This window comes from Nocardia higoensis, assembly GCF_015477835.1.
Classification (GTDB): Bacteria; Actinomycetota; Actinomycetes; order Mycobacteriales; family Mycobacteriaceae; genus Nocardia; species Nocardia higoensis_A.
In genome coordinates, this window is sequence record NZ_JADLQN010000002.1 from 505,760 (window position 1) to 518,521 (window position 12,762).

Sequence of the window (12,762 nt, forward strand, 5' to 3'; positions counted from 1 at the left end):
GGGCGTGGTGGACCCGCACGCCGCCCGATCGAGGGAGACCCGTGATCGACCTGACCCGTGATCCCGATACCGATACGAAGTGAAGGTGCGAAATTGATTCGTCGGCAGACCCGGCGTCGTGGCTCGCGAGCCGCTGCGCTGATCGCGACCACCGCGCTGTTCGCCGGACTGGTCTCCGGCCTCGGCGTCTCCTCCGCGACGGCTGACCCGATCATGGAGTCCGGCGCGCTGCTGGCCGATCCCGTCGCCCCCAACGGCTCGCGCATCTCCCGCGCCGAGGTCAAGGACGACCGCAACCTGCGCCTCTACGTCCACTCGGCCGCGATGGACGAGGACATCATCATCGACGTCCAGCGCCCGGCCGACGCCTCGGTGCCCCGGCCGACGCTGTACCTGCTCAACGGCGCGGGCGGCGGCGAGGACTCGGCGTCCTGGGTCGCCAAGTCCAACGCCCTGGACTTCCTGTCCGACAAGAACGTCAATGTCATCCAGCCCATCGGCGGTAAGTGGAGCTACTACACCGACTGGATCAAGGACGATCCCGAGCTGGGCCGCAACAAGTGGAAGACCTTCTTCACCGAGGAGTTGCCCCCGCTGGTCGACGGCGCGCTGGGCACCAACGGCGTGAACGCCATCGCGGGCCTGTCCACCTCCGGCACCACCGTGCTGGCCCTGCCGATCGCCAAGCCCGGCCTGTACAAGGCCGCCGCCGCCTACAGCGGCTGCGCGCAGACCAGTGACCCGGTCGGCGCGCAGTTCATCAAGCTGACCGTCGAGACCTGGGGCGGCGGCGACGTCGAGAACATGTGGGGCCCGGAGGGCTCGGAGGAGTGGGTCGAGAACGACCCCTACGTGAACGCCGAGAAGTTGCGCGGCCTCGACCTCTACATCTCCACCGGCAACGGCCTGCCCGGCCCGTACGACACCCTCGACGGCCCCTACGCGCTGCCCGGCTCCTACGGCCTGGCCAACCAGATCATCATCGGCGGCATCATCGAGGCGGGCACCAACTACTGCACCAACAACCTCAAGAACAGGCTCGACTCGCTCGGCATCCCCGCCACCTACAACTTCCGCCCCAACGGCACCCACTCCTGGGGCTACTGGAACGAGGAGTTCCCCAAGTCCTGGCCGGTGCTGGCCAAGGGCCTCGGCATCTGAGGTCGATCGCTGTAGTTCCCGGCAGCCCCGCTCACCGACGCGTGTGAGCGGGGCTGCTGTCTTCTCCGATATCGCCCCGAACGGACCAAGGGCCTCCGCTGTGCGGACCAGGGGCTACCAGGCGCGGGCGGCCGCTGCGTAGGCGGAGGCCGAGCAGCACACTACGACGGTGCTGGGGTGATCGAACATAAGCCGCATGCAAATCGGCCAACAGTATCGGCGCGAGGATATGGATCCGATACCGAGGGTGGATTTGGTTTCGGCTACGAGTTGAGATGAGGCCGTGGCGGAGGGATGTCCGTCTCAACGAATCAGATCTGCTCCTCGGGATGCGGCAGGTAAGGGCAAGTATCCGACGAACCAAGGGAAATTCGTATAGTATTCGCCACGTAAATCTAGTGAATGGTAATGAAGTGACTGCGGTTTCGGCGCCTCGACGTATCGGATCGGATGACAGACATATAGATGCTCAGCCGTTCGGTATATCGCCGGCTGAAGCCGGTAGATTGGAGTATTATTTTCGAAATGCGTCTCCAGTTGTATTGTCGCCGGGAATGATACCCGATCCCTTCGTTGACGGCCCTTCTGTGGTCGTTTCCGTCGGAGTTATGACAGATGGCGTGTGGGTATGGCCCTTGGCGTGGGCGGACTATGTGCGGATGCATGGGGTCTCGCCTCCGGATGATTTTCTCGAATACGTCCGCAGTCGCGATTACGTGCCGGCTGTCGTGACCGATGAGAGAATGTTGGAAATCGCTGGGATGTTCGGTATGCCCGAGCCTGAGGAAGACGCATTCGAACGATTCCTTCGTGGCGATTGATGGTGGTTTCAGGGGGAGGGCGAAGCATTGTCTGGGTGAAGCGAAACGATCGGTGGCGGGCGGAATTTGTTATCGATGGCAGGCGTTACGATACGGCCGAAGAATTCTAGCGGGTCAAGACCGAGGCCGTCCTCGCGATCAATGGACGACGGATCGTGGCGGAGTTCGAGACCAGCGACGTGAGCGATTCCGAGCAGCCGCTTGTGCTGCCATCCTGGGAGGCGTACCTTTCGACGCTCGGCCCTGAGACCGACGCGATGGGGTGAGGTGGTCGGACTCTACTGCGCGATCGGTTGGGCCGGACTTCGACGAAAAAGTGGAGGGCATGCTTCAAGGAAATTCTGTCGAACTCGTCGTGGCCGACGAAGGACAACCTTGGCCCTGGTGGTCGGCGGGTGAGCGGACTTCCTCGTCGCTCTCGCACCCGTGGATCCGCAGTGATACCTCGGGCTGTGTGATTATCGGGACATGGTCACCTATCGGGACATGGTCACCGCACGGTGGCGAGTTCGTTCCAGGTCTTCCAGATGCGCGGCGCGTAGTCGGCCAGCGGTGGCACCGTGATGCCGGTGCCCGCGAGGGCGGCGGTGGTATTCGCGCAGTCGAACCAGCAGCCGAACTCGCTGTGCTCCAGCGCGTCCTCGGGCAGTCCGACGCTAGGCAGCATTCGCTGCATGCCGGGCATGCGCAGCACTTTGCGCAGGGTGTTCTTGCCCATGACCTCGACCAGGTGGGGTGCGCCCGCTTCGTCGGCGAACAGGTTCAGGGCGTCCACCGCGCGTACGCGGGCTGGATCGGTCAGGTGGAAGGTGCTGTGGGCGGGTGCGGGGGAGTGGGCGATGTGGTCGAGAGCTTCGGCGACGAAATCGACCGGGACCATGTTGGTTTCGCCCAGTTGCGGCACGAGCACCGGCAGCAGGCGCGGCAGTTGCCCGGCGCGGCGCAGCAGTTCGAAGAACCGCCCGGTGCCCACGTCGGACTCGTCGACCTCGCCGGTGCGGGAATGGCCGATCACGATGGCCGGTCGGTAGATGCGCCAGTCCAGCCCGCTCGCGCGGATCACCCGCTCGGACTCGTAGCGCCCGCGCTGCCGGGGAGTCAGGTGCTGACAGGTGTCGAGCATGCTCTCGGTGAACGGGCCGCGATGATCGCCGGAGACGTCAACGGTCGAAAGGTGGTGCAGCCGATCGGCCTCGAGTGCTCGGGCCAGCTCCACCACGCGCCGGGTCGCGGCCGGATCGAGGGCGGCGAGATGCTCGGGATCGGTGTCCGCGTTGCCTATGTGGTCGATCGTGGTGGCGAGGTGGAAGACGTGCGCGATCGTCCCGCGATGCTCGTCCACCCAGGCCGGATCGATCGTCGGGCCCGGCTCGGCGAGATCTCCCACGACCGGGCGGACGCGTTCGCCGCCGTCCCATTCGGCGGCGCAGCGGGCGAAGCGCTCGGCAGCCGCGTCGCCCGGCCGGATCAGGACATGGATATCACCGTCGCGGCGCAGCAACGCGGGAACGAGGAAGCGGCCGATGAACCCGGTGGCGCCGGTGACCAGGTATGTCATAGCCGATCAACATAGCCAGTCGGCGCTGATCACATGTGTTCGGTGTCACAATTGTGACGTGAACGGTGGCTGTTCGCGGGCCCGGAGCTACCCAGGACGGCCCGCGAACCACCGATCCGCCGTGAGGCGGAAGAATCCAACCGCGCGGTAGAGTCCGAGCCCGCCCGCGCGGCGGCGTCGCGGCGAGCTAGTCGCCGAAGACCGGCTTGCGCTTGGTCAGCATGGCGGTCGCGCCCTCGACGAAGTCCGGCGACTGCAGCAGCTCGGACTGGCCCGTCTTCTCGGCGGCCAGCGTCTCGTCCAGGGTGGCCAGGGTGCTCTGGTTCAGCGCGCGCTTGGTGAGCTCGAGCGCGCGACGCGGGCCCGCGGCGACCTTCGCGGCCACCGCCTCGACCGCGGCGTCCAGCTCGTCCGCGGGCAGCACGGCGGTGAACAGGCCGGCCTTGTGCGCCTCGGCGGCGGGCAGCCGCTCGCCCAGCAGCGCCATCTTCGCGGCCAGCGGGCGACCGGCCGCGGCGGCGACCAGCGCGGCCGCGCCGCCGTCGGGCATCAGGCCGATGTTGATGAAGGCCAGCAGCAGGTAGGAGTCCTCGGCGGCGTAGACCAGGTCGGCGGCCAGCGCGATGCCCACACCGACGCCCGCGGCCGCGCCGGTGACCTTGGCGATCACCGGGACCGGCGCGTCCACGATCGCACGCACGAGGCGGTTGGCCGCGTCCATGATCTGCTCGGGAGTGATGCCGCGCTGCGCTTCGGCGGCCGAGGAGGACAGGTCGGCACCGGTGCTGAAGTCGCCCGCCTCGCCGCTGAGGACGATCGCGCGCACCGAGGTATCCTGCGCGACCTCGAGGAAAGTATCGCCGAGCGCCACCAAGGTGTCGTAGCTGATGGCATTCTTGCGCTTCGGGTTGGTGATCGTGACGCGCAGGATCGTGCCGTCCTTGACCGCCGAGAAGCGGGCCGGGGCCGGAGCCTCGGTCGCGGAATCGGTGTTGCTCATCGTGGTGCGCTCCTCGTGCGGGATTCGGCGGGCGCCGGGCCTCGAATAGTGGTTAACTTTGCGAATTGTGGTTAACTTAAGGTGATATGTCCGGCGCTGTCAACCACATGGCGCCGGTCCGGAACGGGAGAGGTGCATGGTCGCGGAACACGGCGAGGTCGAACTCGCGACATCGCGGCCGGGCCCGGGCGGGAGAACGGCGGCCGCGAAATCCGCGGGGACGGAGACGGCGGTGGCGACGGGCAACGGCGCGAATCGGGCGAACGGCGAATCCGGCGTGCGCCGCAGGCCCAAGGACCGTAAAGCGCAGATCGTGCGGGCGGCGGCCAGGGCGTTCAGCGAACGCGGCTACTACCCGGTCGGCGTCGACGAGATCGCCGCCGAGGTCGGTATCTCCGGGCCCGCGCTGTACCGGCACTTCGCCAACAAGTACGCCCTGCTCGTCGCCGCCGCGGAAATCGGCGCCCAGCATCTGCTGCAGGTCGTACAGGCGGCCGACGACCCGAATCTCGACCCCGAGCCCCGCTTGGACGCGCTGATCAAAGCGCTCAGCGAGTACACCATCGAGATCCGCCGCGAAGCCGGGCTCTACCGGTGGGAACGCCGCTATCTGGAGGCCGAGGACCGTCGCCGCATCCGTCGGGTCTACGACGACCTCAACGACACCGTCGCCGCCCCCATCGCCCGGCTGCGCCCCGGCTTGGATCAGGCCGACCTGCGCATCCTGGCGGCCTCGATGATGAGCGCCATCGCCAGCATCGCCCACCACCGCACCGCGCTGTCCAGTGCCCGGCTCATGCCCCTGCTGCGCGACATGAGCTGGGCCGTGCTCCGCGCGGACCTGCCGCCCGCGCCACCAGCGGTCGAGCAGCAACCCGCGCCCCGCGGCCTGCCGGTCACCTCCAAACGCGAACAACTGCTCACCGAGGCGATCCGCATCTTCGGCCGCCAGGGGTACCACGAGGCCAGCATCGAGGAGATCGGCGCGGCCGTCGGCATCAACGCCTCCAGCGTCTACCGGTACTTCTCCAGCAAGGCCGACCTGCTCGCCGCCGCTTTCCACCGCACCGGCGACCGCGTCTCGCTGGCCATCACCGAAGCGCTGGCCGAATCCACCAGCAGGCCCGACGCCGCTCGCCGGATCGCCGAACGACAGGCGAAGCTGACCTTCGGCATGCCGGAGATCATGCCGGTCTACTACGCCGAGTTCTCCAACCTGCCGCAGGCCGAACAGCACAAACTGCGTGCCATCCAGCGCCAGAACATCCTCGAATGGGCCAACCTGCTCGACGGCGACCCGATCGAGGCGCGCTTCCGCGTGCACGCCGCGATCGGTCAGGTCATCGACGTCGGCAGGCTGCTGCGCTTCGACGCCCGTCCCGCCCAGCTCGCCCGCGTCACGACCCTCATGGAAGCGGTCCTGCTCGGCGCGAACACCCGAGAGCCCAGCTAGCGACGGCCGCCTCCGCCCTGACCGTCACAGGCGGTGGCCGTGGCGTATCTGGAAAATCCTCCTGGCCCGGCGGAGATCGCGGGGATCCCGGTCGAAGGTCGTCAGGTCGACCGTGCCCCGGTACCGCTTGCGGGCGATCGACAGCGTGCGGCTGAATTCGCGCAGACCCTGGTCGCCGTGGCTGTGGCCCTGTCCGTACTCGCCGACGCCGCCGTAGGGCAGCGCGGGGATACCGGTGTAGGCGGTGGCGGAGTTGATCGTCACCACTCCCACGCGCAGCCGCTCGGCGAAGGTCTCGATGTTGTGCACATCGCGGGTGAACATCGCGACCGCGACCGCGTTGCCGCCGGCATCGACTCGTTCGGCGGCCTCCTCCATGCTCGCCACCCGGTTGACCACCAGCACCGGACCGATCGCCTCGCCGGTGATCGCCAGGCTGTCCTCGGGCACCTCGGCCAGCACGATCGGCTGGATGTAGGGCTCGCGGATCGACTCCAGCCCGCCGACCACCGCGCGCCCGCCCTTGGCCAGCGCGTCACGCACCTGCCTGCGCACCACCTCGGCCTGCGATTCCACGATCATCGGCCCGTAGGACGCGCGCCGGTCCGCCCCCGGCCGCAACCGCCGCGCCTGATCGGCCACCAGGTGCAGGAACGTGTCGTAGACCGAATCGGCCACGTACGCGCGCTGGATGCCGCTGGGATTCTGGCCCGCGTTGGCCATCGCCCCGTACACCGCGGCCTCGGCGGCGTCGTCGAGCTTCGCGTCGACGTGCACGATCATCGCGCCCTTGTCGTGGCGCTCCACCACCACCGGCGTCATGGTCTCCGCGCAGCAGGAGATCACCCGCCGCGCGACGGCCTCCGACCCGGAGTAGGCGATCTTGTCCACCGCGGCCCGGCACAGGCCCATCGCGGTGTTCTCGTCCCCGGTCACCGCCTGCAGCACCGGCTGCTCGGGAGCCAGCTCGCGCCAGCTCTCGGCCAGCCACATCCCCACGCCGGTGGTCAGCTCGTGCGGCTTGAACACCACCGCGTTGCCCGCCGCCATGGCGTAGGTGATCGAGCCCATCGGCGTGTAGACCGGGTTGTTCCACGCGCCCAGCACGCCGACCACCCCGAGCGGCAGATAGCCGACGGTGGCTTTGTGATTGCGGGTCAACCAATTCCGGCCCAGCGTGCGCCTGCCCAGTGCGCGCGCGGCATTGCGCGCGGCCCAGTCCAGGTTCTCGATCGCCAGCACTACTTCGACGGTGGCGTCGGCCTCCGGTTTTCCTGTCTCGGTGCAGATCAGTTCGACCAGCTCGTCCGCCCGGCGCGCGATGAGGCGCTTCCAATCCAGCAACCACCGCTTGCGTTTGCTGAATCCCAGTCCGCCCCACCATTTCTCGGCACCGCGGGCGGCGCGCACCGCGCGGGTGAGATCCGCCGTGCGCTGCACGGGATACTCACCGACCGCCTCACCGGTGCGTGGGTCGTAGGAAGTCAGCACACTCGTTCGGCCAGTGCCTCCCGGATACGCTGCCAGGCGTGGCTGCGCGGACTCGGCCATCGATCACCTCTTCGCAAAGTCGTCCCGCTGACACCTCACTCGAATCGAGCCGGCTTCGCGGGACGAAATACCGGCTGTCCCACCGACGAGTGAGTGACCTGGTCCCCTGGGAACCACAGTATGGCCGCCGCGACCCGCCCGACAAGGACGGTCGCGGCGCCCTCGCCGACGGCGCCGACGGCGCGACCAGCGGTGATTCCCCGGGGCCCGAACCTTACTGACAAATTGTGACCAACGCCATAGTTTGTCTTACGTTGTGAGCTGGGTCCATCCTCGCCCGGGTTCGCCGCTCGGCCGACGTTTGAAGCGGATGCCGGTAACATCTGGCCGGGCGGTAGGGATCATCACCGCGATGTGTTCGAGCAGCCGTGCGGCGACATTCCTCGCCGATGGCGTAGACAGTGGAGAGTTGATGCCGAGTTCCCCCCAGGCCGAATCACCCGCAGGCGAGCCCGCGGCAATCGACCCCGCGGTCGTCGTGGAGGACGTGCACAAATCCTTCGGCGAGGTGCACGCACTGCGCGGCATCAGCTTCACCGCGACCAAGGCGAGCGTGCTCGGCATCCTCGGTCCCAACGGCGCGGGCAAGACCACCACCGTCAAGGTGCTCTCGACGCTGCTGCGCCCGGACTCCGGCACCGCGATCGTCGCCGGCCACGATGTGCGCATCGACCCGGCGGGCGTGCGCCGCTCGATCATGATGACCGGCCAGTACGCCGCCCTCGACGAGAACCTCTCCGGCCGCGAGAACCTCGAGCTGTTCGGCCGACTGATGGGGCTGGGCAAGTCCGCCGCCCGCAAGCGCGCCGACACCCTGCTCGAGGAGTTCGACCTCGTCGGCGCGGGCAAGCGCGCGGTGCGCACCTTCTCCGGCGGCATGCGCAGGCGCGTGGACATCGCCTGCGGCCTGGTGGTGCGCCCCGAGGTGGTCTTCCTCGACGAGCCGACCACCGGTCTGGACCCGCGCAGCCGCCAGGGCGTGTGGGATCTGGTGAACGTCCTCAAGGATCAAGGCATCACCGTCCTGCTGACCACGCAGTACCTCGAAGAGGCCGACGTGCTCAGCGACAACATCATCGTCATCGATAAGGGCACGGTCATCGCCGAGGGCACCGCCGACGAGCTCAAGGAGCGCACCGGCGGCAGCTACTGCGAGGTGGTCCCGCTGGACCCGAGCAAGCTGACCATCGCCGCCTACGCCCTCGGCGATCTGGTGCCCGCGGCGGTGCTGGCCGCAGCCGAGTCCGGCGACGGCGGCGACCGCCTGTCCATCCCGGCCCCCGAGGGCGCGGCCACCCTCGCCGAAGCGCTGCGCAGGCTCGACTCGGCCGGCGTCGAACTGGCCGACATCGCCCTGCGCAGGCCCTCCCTCGACGACGTGTTTCTGTCGATCACCGGCCATTCGGGTGGTCACGCGTGACCGCCGTCGCCGAGCACCCCCGCACCGACCTGTTCGCCGCGCTTCCGCAGGCGAAGCCCTCGTCGTTCGCCCAGTGGCGCGCGCTCACCGGTCGCGTGGTGTGGACGATGGCCACCAAGGGCGAGCTGGTCGTCGCGTTCGTTACCCCGCTGGTCTTCACCCTCGGCTTCTATCTGCCGCTGCGCTACGTGATGAAGTTCCAGGGCATCGACTACGCGCAGTTCGTCATGCCCATCATCGTGCTGCAGACCATGTCGGTCACCATGCTCTCCAATGCCCAGCTGGCCGCCTTCGAGGCGATGACCGGCCTGAGCACCCGGCTGCAGACCATGCCGATCGGCACGCTGGTGCCGTTCTGCTCGCGCATCAGCGCCGGCCTCGTGCGTTCGCTGACCTCACTGGTCGGCGCGCTGCTGTTCGGTCACATGATCGGCTTCCGCTTCGAGGCGGGCGTGGGGCAGGCCGTGTTGTTCTGCGTCTTCTCCGTGGCGGTCGGCACCGTGCTCGCGGTCGGCGCCGACGGCCTGGGCAGCCTGACCAAGAGCCCCGAGCAGCTCAGCCAGGCGCTCACCCTGCCGACGCTCATCTTCGGCATGCTCTCCTGCGGGTTCGTGCCCGAACGCAATTTTCCTGAATGGATCCAGCCGTTCGTGCGCAATCAGCCGATCTCCCAGTTCTCCTTCGCCCTGCGCGACATGGCCGCGGACGGCGTGAGCTGGGGCGTGCTGTGGGTGCCGCTGGCGTGGGTCGTCGGTTTGGCTTTGGTGTTCACCCCGTTCGCGGTGTGGGCGAGTGTGAGGCGGGCATGAGTTCGGTGCAGACCACGGCGACAGTCACGGCGACCCCATCGGAGGAGGCGAGCGCGACGAGCGATCAACCGCGGACCGAGGGCTTCCAGCAGTTGCCCGCGGTGCCCGCGCGATCGGAGAACTCACCGGCCACCTGGGCCCGGCACAGCCTGCTGCAGTGCAAGCGGCTGCTGATCGGCTGGCTGCGCGACCCCGCGACCACCATCCAGACGCTGGTGTATCCGGCGGCCACCCTGCTGATGTTCAAGATCGTGCTCGGCAACGCCATCTCCTCGGCCACCGGGATGCCCTCGGTCTACGGCCAGGTGCCGATGATCTGCCTGGTCGCGGCCATGTCGGGTGCGGTGGTCAGCGCGCTGGGGTTCAAGACCGAGAAGGCCACCGGCCTGCTGGCCCGCTTCCACACCATGCCGATGAACCGGGCCGCGGGCCTGACCGGTCGGTTGCTGGCCGAGGCGGTCCGCGTGCTCATCACCACGCTGTTCGTCCTCGCCGTCGGCCTGATGCTCGGGTTCCGTTTCGGTCAGGGTCCGCTGGCCGCGATCGCGCTCATCGCGATCCCGGTGATGTTCGGGGTCGGCTTCGCGGTGCTGGTCACCGCGCTGGCCACGCTGACCGAGGGGGTGCTGCTGGTCAGCGTCATCGGCATCATCAACACACTGCTGATGTTCTTCAACACCGGCTTCGTCCCCGTCTTCGCCTACCCGACCTGGCTGCAGGACGTCGTCGCCAACCAGCCGATGAGCACCGCCATCGACGCCATGCGCGGCCTGTCCTACGGCGGTCCGGTCGCCGAGCCGCTACTGAAGACCGTCGCCTGGACCCTCGGCCTGATCGTCGTGTTCGCCTGGCCCGCCGTCCGCGGGTACCGGCGCGCCGCCGAGACCAGCTGATCACTCGCCGGGCGTGCCCGGCACGGACACGACGAGCCCGGCGGGCGCCTCGAGAGGAGGTGCCCGCCGGGCTCGGCTTCTTCGCGGCCAGATCCGTGTGCTCCGGTCTGATCGCCAGTTCGGGCATTCCGGTGCGACGAAACCCAGCGCGAGCGGCGAGGGCAGCCTGCGGGACCGAGGCCATCGAGCACAGACAGTCGGGCCGCCCGACTCGCCGTGCGCGGCGCCGGTCCGTGCGATGCCGAGAGCCGACGCTGTGCCCGGTCCTCAGGTCAGTCCAGCTCGGGCGTCTTCTCCCGCGCCGGCTCGAACTCGTAGCCGACCCAGCGATTGCGGTTGGTCCAGCCGACCAGGTCGTAGCGCCAGCGGAACGGCCAGGTGTGCGCCACGGTGTTGAACAGCACCGCCCCCAGCGCGGTGTAGTCGGCGTGCGCCGAGAGCAGGGCGTGCTGCCCGCGCTCGGACTCGGTGAAGAACGCCTCGAACATCGAGATCGACTGCGCGGTGGTCAATCGGCCCAGCCCGTAGAGCCCGCGCATCCGCATCCAGTACACCAGCCGCGCCTGCCACGGCCACAGTGCCTCGATAGGGTCGCGTCCCTCCCGCACGGCGTCCACCGCGGTATCCACCAGCGCCAGCGAATCGGCCACGCTGTAGCCGGTGCACGGGTGCATCATGCCGCCGCGCGAGCCGAATTCGACCGCCCGGGCGGTGCCCTTGCGCGGCGGTGGCTGGTCCAGCGGATAGTGCGCCGCCTCGGTCGGCTCGTCCCCGGACAGCCGGATGCCGTGCGCGGCCAGCCGGGCCAGCGTCCGCTTGCGTAACTCGTGCTGCGGCATCCCGCCGCGCAGGCCGAGACTGGTCTCCTCGAAGATCACTGTGCCGTCCCCGAGCGGTACCGCGTAGAGGAACGACGGCGGCTCGTCCTGACCGGCCCCGTTCTCCGGCCGCCAGTCCAGCAACAGCCCCTCACCCTCGGCCACCATCGGGGCCGCGGTCTGCTCGTCCACGAAGATCCCGTGCGCGCTGGCGGCCCGCCGCCGCCCTGTTGTCGGCAGACCCCTGGTGTCGAACACCGTCGCCGCGCGCACCACGGTCCCGTCGCCGAGTTCGACTTCGTGCGCGTCCACCCGCCTCGCGCGTGCGGCGATCACCGTCGCGTCCTCCAGCGACAGCGCGTCGTGCAGACCCTGCTTGGAAAGCACCGCGTAGGGCCGCTGGATCCGGTGCTCGGTCTTCGTCCACACCACCGGCGCCTCGATCCGGCTGGCGATCACCTCCCGCGGCAGCCAGTCCGGCAGTTCGTCGATCCAGCAGGAGAAGGTGGGCGGGAACAGTCGCTCCGGGCGGGGGTCGATCGCGGTCACCCGCATCCCCGCGCGCATCGCCCGGTGCGCCAGCGCGCGCCCGGTCGGACCGAGGCCGACCACACAGATGTCGGCTTCCCTGTCGCCATTGCTCATGAGGGCATCAAATCGGACACGCCGTCCGAGCGCAAACACTCTCCCCGGCGGGAAGCGTGGGCCGTGGATGCTCGAGGGGAGCGCGCCGGTGGCACAGACCGCCGTGCGCTGACGCTGCCCGGATCCTTGTTCGATGAACTACCTCGGCGTCACCCAGGTGGTGATGTCGGCGTGCACCACCTCCACACCGTCCCGGTCGTAGATCGACACCGGCACCACCAGCTCCCGCCCCTCGGTGATCGCCGCGAAGTCCGGGACCTCGGGCAGGAAGGCCACCGCCCGAAGCCTGCTCTCCGCCTTGGCCAGGTACCGCACATTCATCCCCTTGGGGATCCAGCGATGTGACGACGGCACCGTCGCCTCGCACAGCATCCCCATCGCCACCTCCGCCAGATTGCAGGCGGCGATGGCGTGGAAGGTGCCGAGATGATTGCGGATGCCGAACCACTTCGGCGCGCTCACCTCGCACAGCCCGGGCTCGAGCCGCCGCACGGTCGGCAGCACGGTGCCGAAGTACGGCACCCGCGCCACCATGCCCAGGGAGAACAGCGTGTGTCCGAACAGGTTGTCGGGCAACTTCTTCCAGCTGCGGAAGGTCGAGGTAGCGGCAGTCATGCCAGCTATCTTACTTTT

Annotated in this window: 10 protein-coding genes; 5 read left to right on the forward strand and 5 right to left on the reverse strand. The window is 68.5% G+C overall.

The window, feature by feature from the left end:
• Positions 1-138 precede the first annotated feature (138 nt).
• Complete coding sequence (locus IU449_RS16310; RefSeq protein WP_228804998.1) at positions 139-1,161, forward strand: alpha/beta hydrolase; 1,023 nt, start codon at positions 139-141, stop codon at positions 1,159-1,161.
• 1,311 nt (positions 1,162-2,472) lie between these two features.
• Here the strand turns inward: IU449_RS16310 and IU449_RS16315 are convergent.
• Positions 2,473-3,540: an SDR family oxidoreductase gene (locus tag IU449_RS16315; protein WP_195002929.1), complete on the reverse strand. Its 1,068-nt coding sequence runs from the start codon at positions 3,538-3,540 to the stop codon at positions 2,473-2,475.
• Between the two features lie 187 nt (positions 3,541-3,727).
• Positions 3,728-4,540 carry an enoyl-CoA hydratase-related protein gene (locus IU449_RS16320; protein ID WP_195002930.1) on the reverse strand — a complete coding sequence of 271 codons (813 nt, stop codon included), beginning with the start codon at positions 4,538-4,540 and terminating at the stop codon, positions 3,728-3,730.
• 136 nt (positions 4,541-4,676) lie between these two features.
• Between IU449_RS16320 and IU449_RS16325 the strand changes: the two genes are divergently transcribed.
• Positions 4,677-5,993 (forward strand): TetR/AcrR family transcriptional regulator, encoded by a 1,317-nt coding sequence (locus tag IU449_RS16325; RefSeq protein WP_195002931.1) that lies wholly within the window; start codon positions 4,677-4,679, stop codon positions 5,991-5,993.
• A gap of 24 nt (positions 5,994-6,017) precedes the next feature.
• Here the strand turns inward: IU449_RS16325 and IU449_RS16330 are convergent, their stop codons facing one another.
• A complete protein-coding gene (locus IU449_RS16330) occupies positions 6,018-7,484 on the reverse strand; it encodes an aldehyde dehydrogenase family protein (protein ID WP_324188281.1) in 1,467 nt (488 codons plus the stop codon).
• 472 nt (positions 7,485-7,956) lie between these two features.
• Here IU449_RS16330 and IU449_RS16335 point away from each other — a divergent pair, with 472 nt between their 5' ends.
• The 3 genes from IU449_RS16335 to IU449_RS16345 are packed head-to-tail and all read left to right on the forward strand — an operon-like array spanning position 7,957 to position 10,666.
• Entirely contained in the window at positions 7,957-8,964 is a 1,008-nt protein-coding gene (locus tag IU449_RS16335) for an ATP-binding cassette domain-containing protein (RefSeq protein WP_195002933.1), read from the forward strand.
• Entirely contained in the window at positions 8,961-9,773 is an 813-nt protein-coding gene (locus IU449_RS16340; protein ID WP_195002934.1) for an ABC transporter permease, read from the forward strand. Before IU449_RS16335 ends, IU449_RS16340 begins: the two co-directional genes overlap by 4 nt.
• Complete coding sequence (locus IU449_RS16345; protein ID WP_195002935.1) at positions 9,770-10,666, forward strand: ABC transporter permease; 897 nt, start codon at positions 9,770-9,772, stop codon at positions 10,664-10,666. The genes IU449_RS16340 and IU449_RS16345 overlap by 4 nt, the downstream gene beginning before the upstream one ends.
• A 272-nt stretch (positions 10,667-10,938) precedes the next feature.
• Here the strand turns inward: IU449_RS16345 and IU449_RS16350 are convergent, their stop codons facing one another.
• A complete protein-coding gene (locus IU449_RS16350; protein ID WP_195002936.1) occupies positions 10,939-12,129 on the reverse strand; it encodes a lycopene cyclase family protein in 1,191 nt (396 codons plus the stop codon).
• A 138-nt stretch (positions 12,130-12,267) separates the two neighbouring features.
• Complete coding sequence (locus tag IU449_RS16355) at positions 12,268-12,744, reverse strand: hotdog fold domain-containing protein (RefSeq protein WP_195002937.1); 477 nt, start codon at positions 12,742-12,744, stop codon at positions 12,268-12,270.
• Positions 12,745-12,762: the final 18 nt, after the last annotated feature.